Source organism: Actinophytocola sp., assembly GCF_035942955.1.
Lineage (GTDB): Bacteria > Actinomycetota > Actinomycetes > Mycobacteriales > Pseudonocardiaceae > DASYTH01.
On sequence record NZ_DASZCQ010000027.1, the window covers coordinates 1 to 21,296 of the forward strand.

Genomic DNA, 21,296 nt, shown 5'->3' on the forward strand with positions numbered 1-21,296 from the left:
TCCTGGATCAACCTCGCCTCGCTTGTCCATGAAGCTATCTATGAACTGTGGGCCAACAAAGCAACCGGAGTGCCATCCCGCGCCACCACCAAGCGCGTCTGCCCTGGTGACGAATCACGAAGGCGATTTAGGTTCCAGCCAGTGGGGGTTCGACTCCCCCCGGCCCCACCGTTCTGATCAGGCGGAACGCCCCCGCTCAAGATCACTTGGCTTGATCTCCGTCGGTGGCTTTCGTCCATGAGTACACAGAGTGCACAACCGCTGCCACAGGCTCTGCGCGTGGCAGGGGCAACATCCGGCAGCGGGCAACCCCCTATCAGGTCCGGCTGTTCGCCGGCACCGATCCGGTCACTGGCAATGACTGCTCCCTCGCAGCGTCGATCAAGGGCACCGACAAGGCCGCCTGGGAGACTGCCGAGAACAAGCTCACCCCAGTTCCGCGCCCAGGTCCTCAAGCAGCAGAGGGCCGAGTCATCCGTCCCCTTCGGCCACGCCCCCACCGAATGGCTGCGGACCAGCGAGATCCAAGACAGCACCCGCGCCGGGTACGTCCTCTACATCGAGCGCTACATCGGCCCGGTCCTCGGCGACGTCCCAGCCCGCAAGATCGACGCCCACACCCTCGAGCGCTTCTACACGGAGTTGCGTCGCTGCCGCGACCGCTGCGATGGCAAGCCCTTCATCGCAAAGCACGCCACCGACCAGGACCACGACTGCCTCGCCGCAGGGTGCAAGCCCCACACCTGCAAACCCCTCGCTGCCTCCACCGTCCGCCAGATCCACTCCGTCATCAGCGGCACCCCCGGTCGCCGCCCAACGCTGGGGCTGGATCAATTCGAATCCCGGCCGCGTCGCCCGCCGCCCCGCCCCAGCCCCCGAGCCCGAGCCCGAGCACTTCTCGATCCTGGAATGTCTACTTCGGATGGTGTGCCGCCGGATGGCCTTTTTACCATGCGGTGAATGAGCCTGGTGCGTCGGATAGGCCGGCGGTGGTGATTTGGCGGTTGCGGGCGGGGGTGTTGTGGGTTCGTCGGGTTTGCTGGAAGCGGGCGGTGAGGTCGCGTTCGCGATTTTCGCCGGTCAGGTGCGCCGATGCGCGGGCGGCGGCGAGTAGGGTCGGCCGGACCGCGCCGGGCAGGTTGACGTGTGCGTCGAGCAGCAGCGCGACTCCGAGCTCGGAGGTGATGAGCCGGTCGACCGGGACGGGCACGGTGTCGAGCGTGATGGTTCCGACGTCCCGGCGGAGTCGATCGATGCGATCGAGGGCGAGCCTGACCTGCGCGAGCCGGTACCGCAGGCTTGCCAACGATGCTAGCCGGAATCGCGCCGCCCAGTGCGATGCGAAGACGGTCTCGGTGCCGCTGGTGCGCCCGCCGTAGAAGTCGATCCGGTCCCGCTCGCTGACCAGATCGACCCGGGTGCCGTCCCGGGCGACGCGTTGCGCGACGTGGCCTTGGCGCAGGGCGCGCACGCCCAGCCCGTACAGCTCGAAGAACAGCAGGTACTCGTCGGGCGCCAGCCTGGCGAAGCGGCCCAGCAGCTCCGGCAGCTCGGAGTCGGCGTGGGCCGACCACTGGAACATCCCGGTGGACAGGATTCCGGCGTCGCGCATGCGGATGGCGTCGAGGGCGCCCTCGTTGCGCGCGACGGCGGCGACGATGCGCAGCCGCGCGGCGATCCGAGCATCCCCGGTCGGGTTCACCAGCGCGGCGCCCGTGGCCAGCAGGGTTTGCGGGCTCAGCCGTCCGGTGTCGGCGGGTCCGCGGAAGGTCCTGCCTCCGATGGTGATCGAGCCGAGCCCGCCGGCCCGCACGTCCCTGCCGAGGACCATCCGGTGCAACCCGCTGATCGGGTCGGTCCCCGCCTGCGTCGGTTGCCGGCCACGGACCGCCAGCTGCTCGGCCGTCTCCGGCACCTCCTCGGCCGGTGTCGCGGCCAGCACCGCCGCCAGCTCGCCGGCCGCGGCGGCATGAGCGGGATCGGCGGCGTGTGCCGTGTGCACCTGAACGAGCCGGCGCAGGATGGCCGCACCGGCGGTGAGCCCGGCGAGGATGGTCCGCGCCTCGGCGACGAGTGCGGTAGTGAACCGCAGGGCGAACGCCGCCCGCTCGACGTCCGGAAGCTGGCGTAGCACCGCGAAGAACGTGAACACCTCGGCGAACGGGTTGATCAGGATCGCCACGCGAAGGGTGCTGACCCGAACGTCGGGATCGGACACACGACGCAGGAAATCGTTGGCCTGCCTGGTGAGTGCACCGTCGTCCTCGGGGATCTCCAGCAGTGCGGGTCGCTCGTCCACAACCGACGCTGCCGTGCCGGTCGGCCTGAGCCACCGGCTGAAGCGCCCGTCGAACCGGAACCGGTCGCCCTCGAGTCGTACCGGCACGTCCAGCAGCCGGCCGACTCGCCACTGGTCCAGCCGGGAGTCGCGAACACCCACTGCGGCAACGATTCCCCCGGCCAGTTGATCAGCCGGCACACCGGCGCTGGCGGCGATCCGGGCAGCGATTCCACGTGGTGTCGCGCCGGGACCGACGACGAGCCAGGACCAGCCCCGGTGGGAACTGGACGCCACCCAGCGAACGTTCGCGACCGAGTCCGCCGTGGCCCACGGTCCGGCCGCGTCCCGCGCCTGCTCCGCTCCGGTCAGCCAGTCCCATACCCCGGCGGGGTCGGCGGCCACAATGGATGGTCGGACCATGGCTGGTCACCTCGTCCGCGAAACGTCGGCGCCGGGGTCGGCAAGCAATCGCCAGCCGTATGCCCGCGGGATCGCCTCATGGGCCAGTCGGGTGCGCTCGACGCGATAGCGCGACGACACCGTGGTGTCCGCGCCGATCTCGGCCAGCGCGCGGCGCACGACGTGCCGGACGGTCAGGCTGTGGCCCTCGGTCGGCGATCCCGGTAGGTAGAACACGCGCAGTGCACCGTGCTGGGCGGGATCGGAGCGCTCACGCTGCAGCCGGCGCAGCGACCAGGCCCGCAGTGTTGCCGGATCCTGGTACAGGGCATCGAAGATGTGCACCTCGTGGGCGAACACGTGCCGCAACGCTCCGAGCAGACCGGCGCCACCCCCCGAATGCGCGGTGAGGATGAGCCGGTTCATGGTCAGGCTCGGCCGCGACAGCGACTGGGCGGCGCTGTCCAGCGCAAAGAAGATGAGATCCATCAGCCCGTTCGGCGTGCCCAGTTGCGGGAACGAGAATGCCGTGCCGGTCCGACCGCCGAAGTAGTGACCGCGAGGCAACAGCGCGACCGTCGGTTCCGTGCGGCCGGGCACGTCGGGGTGCTCCGGATCGACGAAGTCCAGCCCGCTGTTGGGCTCCTTGCGGTTGACGATGTTCAGCTGCGCGTCGTGGCGGGCGTATCCGTGGAAGTGCACCACGACATCCACTGTGGACCGGCCGGCTGGGATCGCGTTCCACTTGATCAGCAGGTCCGGCCCCGAGCCGCGGTGGGCGCGCAGCACCGGGACGTCGGCTACTTCCAGCCGGCCCGGCTGGACGGGATCGTTCTCGGCCTCGGTCTGCACGCGGTGGACCGGTGGCCGGTGCTCCCAATGCCACGGCTCGTTGATGGTGGTGTTCTGGTGGAAGTTGAACCGCGCGGCGTTGTCCCGCAGCCATGCGAACGTCGTGGATTGGCGCCAGGCGTCCACCTGACGACTGTTCGCGCCGAGGCGAACGCCGTTCTCGATGGCGCCGAGATCCATCGCCACCCCGGTGTTGTGCAGGCTGTAGCCGGGCGCGGCCAGCCACCGGCTGATCCGGGTGGCGAGCAGCCGGACCGCGCCCTCGCCGTGCGGTCCGTCGGGCAGGTGGGAGCGGCTCGCTTCAGTGTCCCGGTAGTACTTGGGAAAGTTGGCCTCCCAGATGCGAAGCTGCGCAGACGCGCTGCGGTATCCGGAGACGACGGTGATCTCCTCGACCTGGCGGGGCGAGCTCGCGAGCAGGTCCGCCCTGGCGGCCGCGAGCATCGCCACCGCGTCCGCCGCGGCCGCCGCCCGCAGGGATTGCCCGCGTTCCACGGTTGCGAGCTCACCGGAGGGCACATCGGCGACGTACGGCCGTTTGCGGGCGGCCCTGCTGGACTGCTCGCGGATCACCCGCACCGCGAAATCCTGCTGCTCCTGGCTTGCGCCCGGCCAGTGCGGCACATGTGGTTGGTACTCGGGGAAGTCCTCGGAAGCAAGCAGGGGCTCGGCCGGCGGCAGACCCGTGGTCATCACGTCCCCTTTCAGCAATGCCCATCCGGGCAGTACTCGAAGTGCATGGGATCGGGGTTGGTCCGGAAGCACCCACCCCAGCGGAAGCCGTACGCCTCGAACAATGCGATCGTGCGGGCGTCCATCGACCCGGCGTGGCCGAGACCGTTCTCGAAGACGTTCAGGTCGATCGCCAGGCCGAAGCCGTGGTTGGACGGTTGGCGCGCGGCCCGAAGCCTGCGGTCGACGCCACCCGTGGTTTTCTTGCCGCGCAAGCACAGGGCGCCCGCGGTGTGGAAGATCAGGTCAGGCCAGCCGAGAGCGACGAAGGCACCGAAGAGATCCCGCACCACCGGATCCACGGCGCCGAGCACGGGCAGGGTGCTCACGACCGAGCGCTCCGCGCCGGCGGCCTCGCACGGGAACCTGGTCAGCAACCGCAACCCGGCCAGGGGCACGTGCACCATCCGGTCGCGCGGCAGCAGGTCGTTGTGGCAGCGGGTGAGCCGGTCGAGCTGACCGGCCGGGTCCGGGTGCTCCGCCGCGACCGACTCGGCGAACCGTCGCCAGAGTCGGGTGATCTCGGTTCGTGTGGCGCGGACGTCGACCGGGTGCGGCACGTGCAGCAGCTCCGGGTAGATGGCCTGCCCGGCGCCGAGTGGACTGGACCGAAGCCCGGTCTCCAGCGCCCACTGGCGGCCGGCCAGTCCCGCCCGCCACGCCGCAAGCCCCTGCTCGTAGCCGACCGGATCTCCGGGCCCCGCACCGAACGCCGCGAGCGCGGCCCGAACCTCGGGGCCGAGCCCGGTGACCTCCGCGGGCCGCCGGGCGAACCCCGGCGGGTCGGGCAACCACCACCGGCGCCCGGTCGCCCGCTCCACCTCATCGCGCAGCGAACCCGCCGCCCACCAGCCCAGGTTCTCCACCGCGTAGGCGTCCACGTCGGTGCGCCGAGTCCGTGCCAGCTCTCGGAAATGCCCCGGAACGGCCAGCAGGACGCGCGCCACGAGCAACTCCGCGGCATCGGTGACGCCGATCCGCTGGTGCAGTTGCGATCCGTAGGTGTGCGGTGGTTGCGCGAGCCATCCAGCCGGGTAGCGCAGCCGCCGCAGTAGCTGGGTGAACGCCTCGGCGCCGAATCGTGCGGCCAGGACGGCGAGCGGGGCGAGGCCGCCTGCGGCCTCGAAGCGGGCCAGCTCGCGATCGCCGAGACCCGTTGCCCGGAGCGCGGATCTGGCCGCGGCCGGGCCGTCCCGCTCGGGTGCGGGAAAGGCCGTCGCCGCAACGATCGCCGGGCGAGGGCAGACGTGGGTCGACTCGGGCAGGGCTTCGGCGGGCGACCGCGCGGCCACCGTGGTCCTCCCGGCCGCGGCCCGGGCGGCCCGGCAGGCCGCCGCGGCGTTCACCCGGCCGGCGCCGAAGCGGACCAGGTCGTGCTCGCCGGTGGCCGGATCCCGCAGCGCGGTGCTGCGCAGAATGCGCACGGTGTCCTCGGCGCTGAGCCGGTGCGGCGCGGCGGCCTGGAACATCAACGCGACGGAGCCGGCAACGTGCGGGGCGGCCATGCTCGTACCGCTCTTGACGGTCAGCTCGTCGACGCCGCGGCTGCCGTCCGGCCTGGTGACGCTCGACTTCGCGGCTCGGATCCGGCTGCCGGGAGCGGCGATGTCCGGCTTGACCCGCCCGTCCCTGGTGGGGCCGGCGCTGCTGAACGGCGCCGGGATGCCCTGCTCGATGTCGAAAGCGGCCGCCGCGATGCCGCGCTCACCCGCCGCGATCGTGCCGATCGTGGTGGTGTTCCTGGCAATCTCGGTGGGGAACCGCGACTGCTCGGCGGCCGAGGTGCGCTCGATCCAGGCATGCCAGGCACCGTCCCGGATGGACTCGGCCCGCATCCGCACCGTCCACTGTCCCCCCGCCGCCCCCGGCCGCAACAGGATGTTGATCATGTTGTCGCCGTTGTTCGGATCCCTGCGGCGGTGGAACAGCGCGGCCAGCACCCGGTCACCGTCCCGGATCACCCGGTCCTGACCGAGGCCGAGCCGGGCGACCAGGGTGCCGTCCGGACCGGCCAGCTCGGCGGACATGGTGTCCACGCCCGGGTACCACACCTCGATCTCGGCGATCCCGCGCCGGCGCTCGGGCAACAGCCACGGTAGTTCAATGGACTGTCCGGTGTGGACACGGCCCGCGGTGTGCAGGTTGGCGTCGTAGTAGTTGCCGGCACTGAGCACGACCGCCCGGCCGGGCGTCTCGGTGACCAGCGCGTCGATCCCCCTGGTGACCAGCGGCGTCTGGTCGTGCGGTCCGCCGGTCCGCCCGAACGAGCCGCTGCACACGCAGCACCTGTCCATCCGCGCCGCGACATCGAAGATGTATCTGAAGGCCTCGAGGATGCGGACGGAGTCGCCAAGGGTGTCCTCCGGCCGGGTGTCATCGGCCATGAGGTGGACGAAGATCAGGTCGGCGCCCGGGGCCACCCCGGCCGCCGCGCCGGGCGCCCGGCCGGTTCCCGCCGCGATGTCCAGCACGTGGGTGCCGTGCGTGCCCTGGCCGTGCGGATCCAGGTCCTGCGGGTCATATCCCAGCGCGGCATAAGGGTCGGTCGTGGCGAGCGCGGCATCGATCTGCTCCCGGGTGATCTCCCGGCCGTAACCGAACGGCGCCGGACTGGTCGGGGCCGGTCCGCCACGCTGGTCCCACAACCGCAACAGCCGGGTCCGGCCGGTGCGATCCCGGAAGTTGGCGTGGTTGACGTCAACTCCCCAATCGACCACCCCGAGTATCACTCCCCGCCCGTCTACATCGGACAGTTCGGCCACTTGCCGGAGGGCGGACGGCGCGGCGCCGGCGGCCGGCACCGAACGAGCGAGGGCCGGTCCGTAGCGGCGGCTCGCCTTCATGCTCAGCACGGCCGGATGCCGCCGCACCTCGACAACCCGATCCAACGGCACCCGGGCCGTCACCACGTCCCCGAACCTGGCCACCACCCTCAGGTGGGGCACCCGGGCCCGCTGGTCCCGCAACCGCGCCACGACCGCGACCTCCACGCCGGGCGCGGCTTCCCCCAGCGGACTGCCGGTATGACGCAGTAGCAGCGCCTTGAGCCCAGGGTCGAACTGGGGGATATCCGCCATGACGTGCCACCCTCGATTCGCTGTGCGGCCCTACTCCGAGCCGCCCCCCTCGGCCTTGGCCCGAGCGGGGGTTCGCGTTCGCGTTGGAGCGAGCGCGGTTCCCGCGTCGTGAGTGATCTCGGCGACCCGTTCCGCACCGAGCAGCGCGGCCAGGTCGGGCAGGACCTTGTGCCAATCTTCAGTGGCGGGGAACTGCTTGGTGTTCATAATGATCGTCGCCAGGACCACCACCTGGTCGAGGGCCTTGACGTCCACCTGGTCGGGACACAGCCCGGCATCTGCGGCGGCGTTCAATGCGGACACCACATCCGCGGTGGCGAACGGCGCCAGCTTGGGGACGGCCAGCACGCGGTCCTCGGTGACCTGCGCACCTTCCTTGCGTGCCGCCGTGACGACGTCCGCGGCGGCGATCACAATGCCGGGGACATCCTCGCCGAGCGCCAGCTCGACCGCTCGTTGTTGCTCTACAATGGACTGTTTGGCCTGCTGGGTGGCCATGAAGGCACCCATCGCGGCGCGAACGTCCGCGCTCGCGGGCATCGCGGAGACCAGAATCGCGTTGCGGCTGAGCCGCTGCACCTCCCGGTCCTGGAACGACAGGATGAGCCAGGGCAGCAGTGCGTTCATGCCTGCCTCCTCTCCTTGGTCGGTGACCCTGGCTCAGTTGCTGAAGGCCATCAGCATCACGATCGGCAGCATCATGTTGTTCGCGCCGCCGCCGTCCTGGTTCATCGTCGTCATCAGCAACAGCGGGATCATCATGGACTTGCCGTCGGTGGTGATGTTGTCGGACGGCTTGTCGTTGGCGGGATGGGTGTGTCGGGCCAACTGGTCGCCGAGCGACTGCTGCGCCATGAGGGACATCATCATGCTCGTCATCGCCTGGTCCTGGACATTGCGCCGGAGCTTGGCGATGGCGGCGCGGTTCTGCCGGCGTGCTCTGGTCACCTCGGTGCGAACCTTGCGCAGGTCCCGGCGTTGCCGCTCGACCAGCGCGGTGGTGCTGGTCAGCCGGGTGGACAGGCCGGTGACGTCCTTCTGCACGGTGTTGAGACGGTCGGTGTTCCGGTTGATCCCGGTACGCAGGCTCTGTACCGCCGCGTCGAACTGCTGCTTGCTCACCACACTCTGGGACAGCTGAATGGTGGCCCGCCCCTGCGGGGTGTTGAGCATCGCGGTCGACACGCCGCCGCCGACCGGAGTCGACGTTCTCGGCAGCGGCGCCCGCGCCGGCGTGGATCCTCGGAACAGGTTGAACATCGGGTCGGGCAGGCCGAGCAGGCCCGGCAGGAACTCCGACTCGTCGTCGCCTTCGTCGAAGGACTCGTCGTCCTCGTCATAGGACTCGTCCAGCGACTCGTCATAGGACTCATCGAGTGTCTCGTCGTACGACTCAGCCACGGGCATTACACTTCTCCTTCCGGTTGCACCACTTGTTCGTCCACAACGGACTGTGGGGCCGTCACCACCCGCGCTTGCATACCGACCCGGGCGAGTGCGGGCTCCACCCACTGCAGCAACGCATTGGTGTCCGGCAGCTGCCAGCCGGGTCCGCCGGCGCCCTGACAGTGCGAGCACAGCTGGTTCAAACCCCAGCAGCGCGGGCAGGCGCCGAAGACGGCCGCGATGTGCTGGACCATGGCCAGCGCGGTGGTCAGGTTCGTGCGCAGCCGGCCGAGACGCCGGCGTGCGGAGGCGAGCCGGCGTTCCAGCCGGTCCGTGTCGTCGGGCGTGGATTCGGCCGTGCTGACCAGTTGGCGAAGCAGGGCGGCCATCATGGGGTCGTTCGGCTGCCCGTCCGCCGCCGACTCATCGGCGCCCGTGAGGCCCAACCGCTGGGCGAGCAGGGTGGCGACCGCTGCGTCCATCGGCTAGCACCCCTCGAAATCTTCGTCGTCCTCGGCGTCCTCGCCCGCGCTGTCGCCGGGCATCGACGGTTCCGCGGCACCGAGATATCCGGCGTACTCCTCCCAGAGCGTCTCGGTGGCCACCGCGGCGGTCAGGTTCTCGGCGTCGTCACCGGCCTCCGCCGTGTCGCCCACCGACGCTGGTGCCGGCGGGTTCGCCGGGCGGCCACCCGCGAGCTGGGTCAGGGCCGGTACCAGCGCGGCCAGCTGTGCGATCAAGGCGCTGATCTCGGGCGTTCCGCCGGCCGGTTGGGGCGTCGTGGGCGGCCTTCTCCGGGTTGCGGGTGGGGGAACCCGGGGCGGGAGCGACGGTCGTGCCGGTCGACGCGGCGGTGCGGGAGCACCGGGGCCCGAGGCGGCCTGGACGGCGCCGAGGCCCGCCCCGACCAGACCGCCGACAAGGGCACCCCACGGGCCGGCCGCGAGACCCGTGGCCGCACCCTGTGCCGCGCCGCCGAGCACACTGCCCAGCCAGCGCCCCACGTCCTCCGGGCTGTCCGGGAGGTCGGCATCCGAAAGCCCTTCAGCGAAGCTGCCCACCCACTCGAACGGCACGACCACGCCATCGAGCAACTCGGGCGTTTCGACCCGGCCGTTGGCATTCACCGATGACCACCTGCCATGAAGCGCGACACCGCAATGACACGGTGATCCTCACGGTCGTCCATCACCGGTACGTCGTCGCCGGCGTCAGCCGGACGTCACCACCGGCGGCCGAGGAACCGGGGGAGGATGGCGGAAAGCTCCTACCGAAGTAGTTCGCCGCGGCAAACCTGATGATCGGCGAATCATGTTGCCGCAATGGGCGGGGCGTCGGTGGGCCCGGCTAACGTGGGGGAGTGCGGGTTGCGACGTGGAATGTGAACTCGGTGAAGCAGCGGGTGCCGCGGTTGTTTCCGTGGTTGGACCAGCGGCGGCCGGATGTGGTGTGTCTGCAGGAAACGAAGTTGCCGGATGCGGCGTTCGGGGAGTTGCTCGGGGAGGAGTTGGCGCGGCGGGGGTATGAGGCGGCCGTTCACGGCGAGGGGCGGTGGAACGGGGTGGCCATCCTGTCGCGGGTGGGGTTGGACGACGTCGAGGTGGGGTTGGCGGGGGCACCGGGGTTTCCGGAGCCCGAGGCGCGTGCGGTGGCGGCGACGTGCGGCGGGGTAAGGGTGACGTCGGTGTACGTGCCGAACGGGCGGGTGCCGGAGTCTGAGCACTATCACTACAAGCTGGCGTGGCTCGAGGCGCTGCGGGAGGTGGTGGGAGCCGGGCCGGACGCGGCGATCGTGTGCGGGGACATGAACATCGCGCCGACGGACGCGGACGTGTTCGATCCCGAGGCGTATGTGGGGCAGACCCATGTGACGGCGCCGGAGCGGGCGGCGCTGGCCGAGCTGCAGGCGCTGGGGCTGCGGGACGTGGTGCGGGACCGGTGGCCGGGGGAGCGGGTGTTCACCTACTGGGACTACCGGGCCGGCATGTTCCACCAGGATCTGGGGATGCGGATCGATCTGGTGCTGGCGACCGAGAAGGTGGCCGACCGGGTGCGGGCGGCCTGGGTGGACCGGCACGCGCGCAAGGGAACCGGGCCGAGCGATCACGCTCCGGTGATCGTCGATCTCGATGAGGCGCCGGACGGCGACATCGGGCCCGTCGTGCCGCCGCCGTCCGCGCCGGCGGTCCGGAAGCGGGCGGTCAAGCTGCCGCAGTCGAAGTGACCGCAGGCCGATTCGTCCAATCGCCGGCCGGGGCCGAGCGGGCATGATCCGCGGCATGCGCACATCGGAGAGCACGAAGCGGGCCACGGGAACCTTCGACATCACGTCGTGGGACGAGGAGGCCTACGACGAGCGGGACGGCGTCACGCTTGGCCGGGCCCGGCTCGCCAAGACCTTCCACGGAGACCTGACCGCAACCAGCGAGGTGGAGCTGCTTGCGGTGCACGTCGGGGGCGAGGGCGCCGCGTACGTCGCCGTCGAGCGGGTCACCGGCAGCCTGCACGGGCGGCGGGGCGGCTTCGTCCTCACCCACGCCGCGGGGCAGGCGCACGGGATGACGGTGGCCGTCGTTCCGGGGTCGGCGACGGGCGAGCTGTCCGGGCTCACCGGGGCGATCACCATCGTGCGGCACGAGGACGGCTCGCACGAATACAGCCTCGACTACCAGCACGTTTGACGGATCGCTATTGACCCGCAACGGATCAGTGGTGTAAGCCAACTCATGGGGATATGTCGAATGTAGACATCATCCGCGGAGGTCGTCATGGCCGGTAGCACCGAAGCTGATCCCGCTGTCACGTCCGAGGTCTTTCCCTTAGGCAGGAGCCGCCCGCCGCTCGGGCTGGACGATCTGCCCGAGCCCGAGCAGGTGTTCAAGGTGCCAAGGCTCGGATTCCTGCAGATCGTCCAGTTCGTGATCGGCCCCAGCCTGATCGCGCTGGGCATCTCGATCGGCAGCGGGGAGTGGCTGCTCGGCCCGCAGGCGGTCGGCTCCTTCGGCTTCGTCGGCATCGGCTGGGTCATCACCGTGTCCGCCGTGCTGCAGACGTTCTACAACGTGGAGGTCTCCCGCTACGTGGTGGCGACCGGTGAGGTTCCGGTCGTCGGCTGGGGCCGGGTGCCACCCGGGTGGAAGTTCTGGATTCCGTTCTCGCTCATCGTGTTCTACTTCGCGTTCATCTTCGGCGGTTGGGCGGCCAGCGCCGGCCAGGGGTTGTTCGCGCTGATCGTCGGGCGGGTGCACCGGCCGGACGAGCTCGAGTACACCCGGCTGCTCGCGATCGGCCTGCTGCTCGTGGTCTTCCTCATCACGGTGCTGGCCCGCAAGGTCTCGCGCGCGCTCGAGCTCTCCAACTGGGTCATGGTCGGCGTGCTGCTCTCGGTCCTGATCGTCGTCGACCTGGCGATCGTGCCGATGTCGGTGTGGTGGGACGGAATCCGCGGGCTCATCACGCCATCGGCGCCACCGGCGGGAATCACCGCGACCACGCTCGGCGCGCTCGCCGGCTTCACCGCGCTCGCCTCCGGCCTGAACTGGTACGCCATGGCCCACTACCGGGACAAGGGCTACGGCATGGGGCACCGGGTGGGCTTCATCTCCGGGATGCGCGGTGAGCGGCAGGAACTGCTGCCGGTCGGGGTGACCTTCCGCGACACTCCGGAGAACACGTCCCGGTGGCAGCGGTGGTACCGGCTGCTGGTGATCGACCAGTGGGTGGTGTTCTTCATCGGCGCCATGATCGGCATGCTGCTGCCCACGATTCTCATGGCGCACGTGGTGGCCACCAGCGGCGAGAAGCCGACGACGGGCAACGTGCCCACGTTCGCCGCCGAGAAGCTGGGCGACCAGTACGGCTCGGGCATGTTCTACCTGATGCTGGCGGTCGGGGTGCTCATCCTGTTCTCCACACAGCTGGGCATCTTCGAGGCGCTGGTCCGCAACTTCACCGACTCGGTGCATGCGACCAGCCCGCGGATGCGGCGGATCCTGGAAGGCGATCCGCGGCGGTTCTACTACCCGTACATGCTGCTCGTGCTCGCGGTCATCGCCATCATGATCCACCTTGCGCAGCCGGTGCGGCTGGTGCAGATCTCGGCGAACATGTCGAACCTCGGCGCGCTGATGTTCCCGTTCATGTTGATGTACCTGAACTCCCGGCTGCCCCGCGCGGCGCGACCACGCGTGTGGCACTACGTGATCCTGGTGCTCAACGTGCTGTTCTTCGGGTTCTTCTTCGTCAACTTCGTCTACGAGCAGTTCACCGGGACCGCGCTGGTCAGGTTCTAGGTTCGGCGGACGGTCGGGAAGGTGTCGCGCAGGATCGACAGCAGGGTGTCGGTGAGCAGCCGCTGCACGTGCTCGCGGGGCATGGTCTCGCGGACCAGCCACTCCCGGGCGGCGGCCTTCACCAGCCCGCCGTAGGCGCGGATCATGGCGCGTAGCTCGTCCCGGTGCGCGCCGACGTTGGCCAGGTCGACGGCCTCGAGGACCCGTTGGGCCGCGATGTCGTCGGCCTCGGCCAGGATCCGCTCGACCTCCGGGTCGTCGCCGACGCCTTCCGCGCCGATCACCGCCAGCCAGGTCTTGGGATGCACGGACACCATGTCCAGGAACCACGACACCGCGCCCTCGACCCGCTCGGCCAGCGAGCCCTTGGGAAGGCGTTGGACGGCGTGCTCGGGAAAGGTCACCATCTGCCGGACGACCTCGAGGTAGAGGTCGCGCTTGGTGCCGAAGTAATGGTTGATCAGACCGCGGGCCACGCCGGCCTCGCGGGCCAGCTCGGTGGTGGACACCGCGGAGTACGGTCGCTCACCGAACAGCTTGATGGCACAGCTGAGGATCTGCTCGCGGCGGCGGTCCGGCTCGAGTCTTCGCCAGCGGGGCGCCGGGCTGCTCACTGCGTCACCAGATAATCGGACAGGTCCAGGGTCCTGGTTCGCCGATGGTACTCCGACACCAGGCCCGGCCAGTTGGTGGAGACGCGGCCGTTGCCGTCGCGGTACCAGCTGCTGCACAGTGTCCACACGCTACGTTCGAGCCGCCGCTGCACCTCCTCGTCGAACCGGTCGGCCACCTCGGGCCGGACGTCCAGATAGGACGCACCGGCGGCGAGCTGCTCGACGGCCTGTCGGATGTAGCGGGCCTGCCGCTCGAGCATGTAGATGATCGAGCCGCAGCCGAGGTTGGTGTTCGGGCCGTACATCATGAACATGTTCGGGAACCCGGGCACCGCCATGCCGTAGTACGCCCGCGCGCCGGAGCTCCAGGCCTCGCTCAGCTCGCGGCCGGCCAGCCCGTGCACCTTCATCGGGCCGAGGAACTCCGTGGTGCGGAAGCCGGTTCCATAGATGATCGTGTCGACCTCGTGCACCACACCGTCTTCTGTGGACACTCCAGTCGGGGTGATCTCGGTGATCCGGCCGGTCTCCACGTGCACGTTGGGTTGGGCCAGCGCGGGGTAGTAGTCGCTGGCGAACAGCACGCGCTTGCAGCCGGCCGGGTAGTCCGGGGTGAGCTTGGCCCGCAGCGCCGGGTCCTTGATCTGCTTGGTGCGCAAGGCGAGCGCGAGCAGGTCGACGAGCTTGGTGATGGCGTTGTTGCCCTTGAGGCCCATCGTGCCGAACTCGCAGAGCCCCCAGAAGAACGCCCGCTCCACCAGCTGCGCCCGCGGCACCCGGCGGTACAGGGCGTGCTGCCAGCGCCGGTACACCGTGTCGGTCTTGGGCACGACGTACGGCGCCGACCGCTGGAACACCGTCAGGTGCTCGACCCGCGGCTGGATCTTCGGCACGAACTGGATGGCGCTGGCCCCGGTGCCGATCACCGCGACGCGCCGGCCGGTCAGGTCGTGGTCGTGGTCCCACAGCGCGGAGTGGAAGCTGTGCCCGCCGAACGTCTCCCGGCCCGGGATGTCGGGCCACGCCGGGCGGGACAGCTGGCCGACCGCGGGCACCAGCACGGTGGCCTGGAAGGTGGCGCCGGTGCTCGTCTCCACCCGCCACAGCCCGCGATCGGCGTCGAAGGCCACGGCGGTCACCTCGGTGTCGAACCGGATGTGCGGCGTGACGCCGTACTTGTCCGCGGTGCGCTTGAGGTAGGCGTGGATGTCCGCACGCAGCGAGAACCGCATCGGCCATTCGGGGTTGGGCTCGAAGGAGAACGAGTAGTACGGCGACGGGATGTCGCATCCGGCGCCGGGATAGGTGTTCTCCCGCCACACTCCGCCGAGGTCGGCGGCGCGCTCGAGCACGACGATGTCGTGGAAGCCGGCGCGCTTGAGCTCCACGGCCATGCCGATGCCGCCGAAGCCCGCTCCGACGATCAGCACGGACGGCCGCTCGGAACGCGGCATACGCGCCCTCCCGGATCTATTGGCGATCGGTCAACAACCTACCACGGGTTCTTCCCGTCGATCAGGAGCCGGGCGAGCACGGCCGTGAACCGCTTCGGCTCGACGCCGGCCGGCGGCTCGCCGAAGTACTCGACGGTGAGGAAGTAGCCGACCATCGCGGACATCATGACGGTGGCGGCCGCGGCGGCGTCCTCCTTCACGGCGGGGCTGGGCGCCTTGAGTAGCAGATCGGCGATGCCCAGCTCGACGCCGCGCTCGACCATGGTGTCCTGCACCCGGCGGGCCAGGTCCGGCGCCTTGCCGCGCTCCCACAGCAGGATCGCGATCATCGGCAGTAGCTCGCGGAGGAAGTCGAGATCGGCCAGCAGCTGGGTGGCAAGGGCGTCGACCGGGGGAGCGTCCGGCGGCGCGAGGGACATCTGGGCCGCCGGGTCCTTGCGCACCCGGATCATCTCCCGGTCGATGACCGCCGCGAGCAACTCCGCCTTGTCCTTGAAGTGCCGGTAGAAGCTCCCGCTGCCCGCCGAAAGGCCGGCGCCGGCCTCGATCGCCGTGATCGGGGTGCCGGCGACCCCCCGCTCGGCGAACAGCTGGAGCGCGACGTCCATGAGCCGTTCGCGAGTGTGAGGGGCCATGTACCGAATGCTACTGATGGGCGAACCCTGTGGTGTCCGATGCGCGGCGGTGATCTACCGTGGTGCGCCAAGGTACGGCGAGGAGGAACTGTGGCCCGCGATCCCGACACGATTCAGCGTGAGATCGAGCAGGCGCGTGACGCGCTGGCGTCGACCCTTGATCAGCTCAGCACCCAGGCCAACCCGAAGCGGTTGGTGGAGGGGGCCAAGGCGAGCGCGGTGTCCAAGCTGAACGATCCGAAGGTCAAGTACCCGCTGATCGGGCTGGCCGCCCTGATCGTGCTGCTGCTCCTGCGCAAGCTGTTCAGCTAGGCGAGGCGGTGGGCTCGGCGGAGTCGGCCTCCCGGGCGCGCGGGCTCGGCGTCTTCCTGGCCGGCTTCCTGTCCGCCTTGGCGGGCTCGGCGTCGGACGCCTCGCCGTCGGGCGCGGACGCGTCGTCCGGCGAGGCGGCGGGCGTCGGCTCGGACTTGGTCATCCGGGCGGTCAGGTAGGCCGTGGTGAACTGAACCGCGTCGCCGTTGAGCAGGTGCACCACGGTCCGGTACTCGTCGTCCGGGGCGAGCTGCTCGACGAGCTGGTCGGTCCGGTCCCTGGCGGCGATGATGCCCGGCGCCTTGGCGGTCAGCTTCTTGCCGCGGCCGGAGACCGTGATCGTCCAGTCGTCACCCTCGGGCACGTAGTTCGCTTCGATCGGCTCGGCCATCGCGTCCGCCCCACTCTCGTGTCCCACGCATCACTACCGTGGACCCCGCCACACCACCTTGCATGACGCACTTAACCCAATTGCACCCGGTCTCGCCGTCGTAGGCATCCCCCGGATGATCGAATCGATCAAGTCGTGGCCGGTGTCACGCCGGCTAGGCCGACTGGGCGGGCTGGCCACCGATCTCGCGCAGCCGGGCGATCAGCTCGACGGTCTGCATGCCGCACAGCTCGGCCATCCGCTCCAGCGCGGCGATGTCCAGGTGCACCTCGGGGGTCTGGGTGCCGCTCTCCTCGGCCAGCTTGCCGCTGGCCCAGCGGCGCAGCGGGAGCAGCTCGGGCGCCCGGTCCCGGACGACCTTGCGCAGGTCGATGCGGATCCGGCCGACCGGGACATCGGTGAACACCCGCTCGTGCACGCGCGCGAGCAGCTCGTGCGGCAGCTCGCCGAGCGCGCGGCAGATCTCGACGAACCGCACGACCGAGACCTGCCGGGTGCCGAGCTCATAGGTGGCCAGAGTTTGCAGGGAGATGTCGCTCTGCAGCCGCTCGTTGAGGTCCTTGCGCGTCCAACCCCGCTGCTTGCGCAGCCGGCGGATCTCGTCGCCGAGAACCCGCTGGTAGGTCGCCACGTCGAGCTGCACCGTCGCCCCTTTCCGGACCGCGGCGGTCGGTTGACCGACCGCCAACACCAGGTGGAAGCAACGAGAGCGCGTTCGATTACGCGGGTTGGCAGAACTCTTTGCCACAGTTCGCCCAAATGGGCGTATCCCGTCCGGCTGGACGCCGCAACGGGTGCTAGCCGATCCCTTAATTCACGCAGCCATCCGCGCTGGGCGTGGACGGCTGCTGCCGGGCCGGCCTGGTCACCGAATCCATCGTCAGCGGTCCCCGGCCCGTTAGCTGCTGGCCGGCGCCGGGGTCGAAGTCCTTGCCGATCAGGACGGTGACCCGGCCCTTCGGCAGGTTCTTGTCGGGCTCGGCCGGGATGTCGCCGAGCGCGCTGGCCACCAGCTCGCCGTTGTGCTCCTCGCCGGCGGCGAACCGGACCACGGACTTGGCGCGGGCGCTGGCGTTGCCGGTCTCACCGGCCCGGAAACCACGGGCGGTCAACGACCGCGACACCTGGTTGGCCAGCCCGTTGCGGCCGGAGGCGTTGCGCACGTCCACCGTGATGGCCTTCTCGGAGGCCTCGCCACCGGGCGCCGGAGCGGAGCTGGACGGCGTGCCGCCGTGCAGCAGACCCTGCACGAAGTCGCGCACCTCGCTCGGGTTCACCTCGACGGCGTCGCCGTCGTTGGGTGTCTGCAGGGCAAGGCTGCCCACCGGAATGGTCCTGAACTCGAGGTTGCCGCCGGTGAAGTTCATCATCTGCTGGGCGAACTCGATGACGTTCCAGTTCTGGTCGAGCACGACGGACTTCTGCACCGCCTGCCGCAGCTTCTCCAGGGTGTCCGAGCCGGGTGTGAGCGCGTCGGAGGAGAACACCTTCTTCGCCATGCCGGCCATGAAGACCTGCTGGCGGATGATCCGGTCGAGGTCGCCGTTGGGCAGGCCGTGCCGCTGCCGGACGAAGGCCAGGGCGGGGGCGCCGGACAGGGTCTGCGGGCCGGCCGGCAGGTGCGCGCCGGACAGGTCGTCGTCGACCGGGTTGTTCAGGCAGACGGCGATGCCGCCGATGGCGTTGGTGATGTCGTAGAAGCCGAGCAGGTTCACCTCGGCGTAGTGATCGATCGTCGCCCCGGTCAGCTCCTCGAGCGTGGCGATCAGGCTCTTGGCGCCCTCCTGGTTGGACTGCACCTCGATCTTGGCCTGGTCGCGCTCGCCGTCCCGGCGCAGGCGCTCCATGGCCTCGTTCTTCGCCCTGGCGTAGGCAGAGTTGATCTTGTGCTTGCCGTAGCCGGGGATGTCGACGTAGGAGTCGCGCGGCGTGGACACCCCGATGGCCTTCCCGCCGTCGTTCGGGATCCGGATCATGATCAGGGTGTCGGTGTTGAGCGTGCCGTCCGCCCGGCCCGCGGTGAGCTCGGCGAGCAGCTCCTTGGACAGCGGGTTGCCCTGCGCGTCGGTGCGGCTGTCCATGCCCACCAGCAGGATGTCGATGGCGCCGTCGGCCGGGCGCTCGGTCGGCGGGCCGCTGATGACGTCCTGCCTCGTCATGCCGTCGGCCCACTCGTTGAGCTTGGACCAGTAGTAACCGGTGGCGGTGAGCACCAGCAGGGACGCCACCGTCAGCACGACCTTGGCGCCGACGAACCGCGGCCCGGTCCGGCGGGAGCGGGTGCGGATCGGATCACGCCGCGGCTGCCAGCGGGCGTCGGAGACGCGCGACGCGTGCGGCTCGGTCGCCTGATCGGAGTGGGGGTAGCCCCCTGACCTCGGCGGCCGGTAGTTCACGCCGTGCTCCTCCCGTCGCGTGCGTGGAATACCCCCTGAGCGGTAGACGTGCGAGCTGCTCGCGGGTATGGCCCAGCGTGACATATATCGCACTCCGCGCTCCGTCCGGCACGCGGATCTCCACCCGGAATGGCGCCGGGCCGGCGCGCTACCGGGTGGCCTCCGGCACGGGCCGTGACCGGGCCCTGACCAGCACGGCCGGCTGGCTCTGCCAGGCCGCGACGGCCAGCGCGACCGCCAGGGTCACGCCGTGCACGGCCAGGCCAGGGCCGCTCATCGTGGTGATCATCGGCGGGATGCAGGCGATCGCGGTGAGCAGCCATGGCCACGGCCGGGCGGTGGTCTGGATCCGCACGCAGTGCACCAGGTACCAGCCGAGCAGCAGGTGGATGAGGTTGGCGATCGGGTCCAGCGGCAGCCCGAACACGCTCGGCGCGGTGCTGGCGCCGGTGATGCCGGTGACCGCGAACCCAAGCAGGCCGAGCGCGCCGTAGGCCACGCCGATGGCGGCCGCGATCGCGTCCAGGTGCGGCACCGGCCGGCCCGCCGGTTCGGGGTCGGCCTCGGCGCCAGCGGCCTCCGGTGGGCCGGATTTCCGCTCGAACAGGACGAAGGCCAGCATCGTCGGCACGCCGATCAGGGCGAGCGCCAGGACGGTGCGCGGCTGGGTGAGCCAGTCCACGCCGGTCGTGGGCAGGCCGGCGGTGCGCGCCGCGCCGATCACTCCGGCCACCAGCAGCATCGAGCACAGGAACACCAGGTAGGCGGTCATCGGCGCGTCCCGAAGGGCGGCGATGGCGCGCGCCGGCGGGCTGCCGGCGATCGCCCGGGCGCCGTCCGCCCTTGGCAGCGCGACAAGGCAGACCTGGATCAGGCCGACGAGCAGGACGCCGCCGAGCGACGGGATGAACGAGGCGTACGCGGTCGGCTCGGCGATGAGCAGGCGGGGGTGGTCGGTGGCGGTGGTGAGCGCGACCAGCCCGCCGAACCCGGCCAGCGCGGTGATCACCAGCACCGGCCGGGAGATCCGCCACAGCGCGCCGTCGGCGTAGTGGAACGCCAGCTGCTGGAACAGCAGGGCGACCAGGATCCCGCCGGCGTGCGCGGCCACCGTGCCGTGGCCGGCAAGGCCGATCGCCAGCACCGCGACCAGCAGCGCGAGCGGGGTGCCAAGCGGGTGCCTGCGGTGCAGCCAGCACATCGCCGGGGTGGCCGCGACGACGAGCAGGTACAGGCCGAGTAGCCACAACGGCTGGAGCACGATCCGGCCGAACGCGGCGATGGCGCCGTCCGGCGCCTCGAGCAGCTCCAGCGACAGCGGCACGACCAGCCAGGCGGTGACGAAGGCCAGCACCGGGCGCAGCAGCCAGCCGATCTGGTCGGCCAGGTAGCTGCCGAACCCGCCGCCCGAGTCCACGGTGGCCCGCAAGGCGAGCAAGTTGGCGTGCCCGCCGGCCAGGAAGAACAGCGGCACCAGCTGCAGCAGCCAGGTCAGCGGCCAGGCCCAGTCGGCGCGGGCCGAGCCCCAGTAGCCGAGGGCCAGGATCGACTCGGCGAGCACGATGCCGGCGAGGCTGACGATGCGCAGGAAGCCGAGGTAGCTGGACTGGGCCCGCTCGGTGGCCGAGAGCCGGGGCTCGGGCGGGTGGGTGTGCCGGCGGCTCCTGCGGGTCAGGCCCGGGGTCCGCGCGGCGATCAGCAGCACGATCACCAGGAGCCCGATCGTCCACGGGCCGATCGGCTCGCTGCGCGGCGGGCCCCAGCGCTGGTGCCAGGAGTTGACGACCAGGCCCACCGAGTAGAGCGAGGCCACCACCTGGCACAGGCCGGCGGACCCGCGCGGGTTGATCTCGCACATGGCGTGCATGTCGGCGGAGAGCCGGTCGTCGAGCCGCTTGCGCAGGGCGGGATCGAGCGGCTGGCCCTTGGCGTCGGCGTAGCGGAGCAGGTCGTAGCCCAGGTCGTGCGCCTTGCACCCGACGCCGTAGTCCCAGCGCGTGTTGTCGTCCCCCCATGGCGAGGAGCAGCCACCCGCGGCGTGCACGGCCCTTGTGGTGCCGTCCGGGGCCGGCATCCGCTCCGGGACGTGGCCGATGACCGCGGTGAAGTCGGCCGGGATGTCGGCGAGCGGGTCGCGGCCGGACCCGGGGTCCAGCAGCACGGTGATCGCCCGCTCGGCCTTGGCCGCGTCGCCGGTCGGCGGGTGCACGGCAGGAGCGCCCGGCCGCGACGCGGTCACGGCGAACGCGGCGGCGATCAGCACGACCACCGTGAGCCAGCCGAGGCTGGGCAGCTGGATGGTCACGCGCGGGCGGACCCGCATGCTAAGCGGGACGAACGTGGAGACCCATGGGCCAGAGGCTACCGGCCCGCATTGGACCAAGTGGGTGAATTAACGTGGGGTACCGCTGGATGACCGGTCCTCGATCGGGTCACCCCCAGCGTGGGCGCGCACGCGGTGTGGTGTGCGCACAC

19 protein-coding genes are annotated in these 21,296 nt (G+C 70.5%); 4 read left to right on the forward strand and 15 right to left on the reverse strand.

Features of this window, described 5'->3' with window-relative positions; translation table 11 throughout:
- Window positions 1-471 precede the first annotated feature (471 nt).
- From VGX25_RS02020 to VGX25_RS02055, 8 genes are all read right to left on the reverse strand, one after another.
- A complete protein-coding gene (locus tag VGX25_RS02020; protein WP_326915781.1) occupies window positions 472-783 on the reverse strand; it encodes a hypothetical protein in 312 nt (103 codons plus the stop codon).
- 163 nt (window positions 784-946) lie between these two features.
- Window positions 947-2,701 carry a hypothetical protein gene (locus VGX25_RS02025; RefSeq protein ID WP_326915783.1) on the reverse strand — a complete coding sequence of 585 codons (1,755 nt, stop codon included), beginning with the start codon at window positions 2,699-2,701 and terminating at the stop codon, window positions 947-949.
- A gap of 6 nt (window positions 2,702-2,707) precedes the next feature.
- Window positions 2,708-4,225: a M15 family metallopeptidase gene (locus VGX25_RS02030; protein ID WP_326915784.1), complete on the reverse strand. Its 1,518-nt coding sequence runs from the start codon at window positions 4,223-4,225 to the stop codon at window positions 2,708-2,710.
- Window positions 4,226-4,236: 11 nt separating this feature from the next.
- The gene (locus tag VGX25_RS02035; protein ID WP_326915785.1) at window positions 4,237-7,341 is read right to left on the reverse strand and encodes a S8 family serine peptidase; all 3,105 of its coding nucleotides are present in this window, start codon (window positions 7,339-7,341) and stop codon (window positions 4,237-4,239) included.
- Window positions 7,342-7,371: 30 nt separating this feature from the next.
- Window positions 7,372-7,968, reverse strand: coding sequence for a hypothetical protein (locus VGX25_RS02040; protein WP_326915786.1), 597 nt, complete (start codon window positions 7,966-7,968; stop codon window positions 7,372-7,374).
- Window positions 7,969-8,001: 33 nt separating this feature from the next.
- Window positions 8,002-8,748, reverse strand: coding sequence for a hypothetical protein (locus tag VGX25_RS02045; protein ID WP_326915787.1), 747 nt, complete (start codon window positions 8,746-8,748; stop codon window positions 8,002-8,004).
- Window positions 8,748-9,209 (reverse strand): hypothetical protein, encoded by a 462-nt coding sequence (locus VGX25_RS02050; RefSeq protein ID WP_326915788.1) that lies wholly within the window; start codon window positions 9,207-9,209, stop codon window positions 8,748-8,750. The genes VGX25_RS02045 and VGX25_RS02050 overlap by 1 nt, the downstream gene beginning before the upstream one ends.
- Window positions 9,210-9,212: 3 nt before the next feature.
- Complete coding sequence (locus tag VGX25_RS02055) at window positions 9,213-9,854, reverse strand: hypothetical protein (protein WP_326915790.1); 642 nt, start codon at window positions 9,852-9,854, stop codon at window positions 9,213-9,215.
- A 233-nt stretch (window positions 9,855-10,087) separates the two neighbouring features.
- Here VGX25_RS02055 and VGX25_RS02060 point away from each other — a divergent pair, with 233 nt between their 5' ends.
- The 3 genes from VGX25_RS02060 (at window position 10,088) to VGX25_RS02070 (ending at window position 13,019) form a co-directional block, all read left to right on the forward strand.
- Window positions 10,088-10,951, forward strand: coding sequence for an exodeoxyribonuclease III (locus VGX25_RS02060; RefSeq protein WP_326915791.1), 864 nt, complete (start codon window positions 10,088-10,090; stop codon window positions 10,949-10,951).
- A 55-nt stretch (window positions 10,952-11,006) separates the two neighbouring features.
- Entirely contained in the window at window positions 11,007-11,408 is a 402-nt protein-coding gene (locus tag VGX25_RS02065; protein ID WP_326915792.1) for a DUF3224 domain-containing protein, read from the forward strand.
- An 87-nt stretch (window positions 11,409-11,495) separates the two neighbouring features.
- Complete coding sequence (locus tag VGX25_RS02070) at window positions 11,496-13,019, forward strand: Nramp family divalent metal transporter (protein ID WP_326915793.1); 1,524 nt, start codon at window positions 11,496-11,498, stop codon at window positions 13,017-13,019.
- Here the strand turns inward: VGX25_RS02070 and VGX25_RS02075 are convergent.
- From VGX25_RS02075 to VGX25_RS02085, 3 genes are read right to left on the reverse strand one after another with little or no spacing between them, the layout of a single operon-like run.
- Window positions 13,016-13,633, reverse strand: a complete 618-nt coding sequence (locus tag VGX25_RS02075) for a TetR/AcrR family transcriptional regulator (protein WP_326915795.1) — start codon at window positions 13,631-13,633, stop codon at window positions 13,016-13,018. The two genes, VGX25_RS02070 and VGX25_RS02075, sit on opposite strands and share 4 nt — an antisense overlap.
- Complete coding sequence (locus tag VGX25_RS02080) at window positions 13,630-15,087, reverse strand: NAD(P)/FAD-dependent oxidoreductase (protein ID WP_326915796.1); 1,458 nt, start codon at window positions 15,085-15,087, stop codon at window positions 13,630-13,632. The genes VGX25_RS02075 and VGX25_RS02080 overlap by 4 nt, the downstream gene beginning before the upstream one ends.
- 38 nt (window positions 15,088-15,125) lie before the next feature.
- Window positions 15,126-15,722 (reverse strand): TetR/AcrR family transcriptional regulator, encoded by a 597-nt coding sequence (locus tag VGX25_RS02085; RefSeq protein WP_326915797.1) that lies wholly within the window; start codon window positions 15,720-15,722, stop codon window positions 15,126-15,128.
- 90 nt (window positions 15,723-15,812) lie between these two features.
- Here VGX25_RS02085 and VGX25_RS02090 point away from each other — a divergent pair, with 90 nt between their 5' ends.
- Complete coding sequence (locus tag VGX25_RS02090) at window positions 15,813-16,034, forward strand: DUF3618 domain-containing protein (protein WP_326915799.1); 222 nt, start codon at window positions 15,813-15,815, stop codon at window positions 16,032-16,034.
- Here VGX25_RS02090 and VGX25_RS02095 read toward each other — a convergent pair.
- The 4 genes from VGX25_RS02095 to VGX25_RS02110 form a co-directional block, all read right to left on the reverse strand.
- A complete protein-coding gene (locus VGX25_RS02095) occupies window positions 16,027-16,425 on the reverse strand; it encodes a hypothetical protein (RefSeq protein ID WP_326915806.1) in 399 nt (132 codons plus the stop codon). The genes VGX25_RS02090 and VGX25_RS02095 overlap by 8 nt on opposite strands.
- A gap of 154 nt (window positions 16,426-16,579) precedes the next feature.
- Window positions 16,580-17,068 carry a helix-turn-helix transcriptional regulator gene (locus VGX25_RS02100; protein WP_326915801.1) on the reverse strand — a complete coding sequence of 163 codons (489 nt, stop codon included), beginning with the start codon at window positions 17,066-17,068 and terminating at the stop codon, window positions 16,580-16,582.
- 166 nt (window positions 17,069-17,234) lie between these two features.
- Window positions 17,235-18,821 carry an LCP family protein gene (locus VGX25_RS02105; protein ID WP_326915802.1) on the reverse strand — a complete coding sequence of 529 codons (1,587 nt, stop codon included), beginning with the start codon at window positions 18,819-18,821 and terminating at the stop codon, window positions 17,235-17,237.
- Between the two features lie 148 nt (window positions 18,822-18,969).
- Window positions 18,970-21,144 carry a phospholipase A2 gene (locus tag VGX25_RS02110; RefSeq protein ID WP_326915804.1) on the reverse strand — a complete coding sequence of 725 codons (2,175 nt, stop codon included), beginning with the start codon at window positions 21,142-21,144 and terminating at the stop codon, window positions 18,970-18,972.
- Between the last annotated feature and the right edge of the window lie 152 nt (window positions 21,145-21,296).

What these genes read in the sequence shown, in the direction of transcription:
- VGX25_RS02085 (WP_326915797.1), bottom strand. Translation starts at nt 15,722, where the DNA reads ATGGCCCCTCACACTCGCGAACGGCTCATGGACGTCGCGCTCCAGCTG.
- VGX25_RS02080 (WP_326915796.1), bottom strand. Translation starts at nt 15,087, where the DNA reads ATGCCGCGTTCCGAGCGGCCGTCCGTGCTGATCGTCGGAGCGGGCTTC.
- VGX25_RS02070 (WP_326915793.1), top strand. Translation starts at nt 11,496, where the DNA reads ATGGCCGGTAGCACCGAAGCTGATCCCGCTGTCACGTCCGAGGTCTTT.
- VGX25_RS02065 (WP_326915792.1), top strand. Translation starts at nt 11,007, where the DNA reads ATGCGCACATCGGAGAGCACGAAGCGGGCCACGGGAACCTTCGACATC.
- VGX25_RS02095 (WP_326915806.1), bottom strand. Translation starts at nt 16,425, where the DNA reads ATGGCCGAGCCGATCGAAGCGAACTACGTGCCCGAGGGTGACGACTGG.
- VGX25_RS02040 (WP_326915786.1), bottom strand. Translation starts at nt 7,968, where the DNA reads ATGAACGCACTGCTGCCCTGGCTCATCCTGTCGTTCCAGGACCGGGAG.
- VGX25_RS02030 (WP_326915784.1), bottom strand. Translation starts at nt 4,225, where the DNA reads ATGACCACGGGTCTGCCGCCGGCCGAGCCCCTGCTTGCTTCCGAGGAC.
- VGX25_RS02110 (WP_326915804.1), bottom strand. Translation starts at nt 21,144, where the DNA reads ATGCGGGTCCGCCCGCGCGTGACCATCCAGCTGCCCAGCCTCGGCTGG.
- VGX25_RS02045 (WP_326915787.1), bottom strand. Translation starts at nt 8,748, where the DNA reads ATGCCCGTGGCTGAGTCGTACGACGAGACACTCGATGAGTCCTATGAC.
- VGX25_RS02050 (WP_326915788.1), bottom strand. Translation starts at nt 9,209, where the DNA reads ATGGACGCAGCGGTCGCCACCCTGCTCGCCCAGCGGTTGGGCCTCACG.
- VGX25_RS02025 (WP_326915783.1), bottom strand. Translation starts at nt 2,701, where the DNA reads ATGGTCCGACCATCCATTGTGGCCGCCGACCCCGCCGGGGTATGGGAC.
- VGX25_RS02035 (WP_326915785.1), bottom strand. Translation starts at nt 7,341, where the DNA reads ATGGCGGATATCCCCCAGTTCGACCCTGGGCTCAAGGCGCTGCTACTG.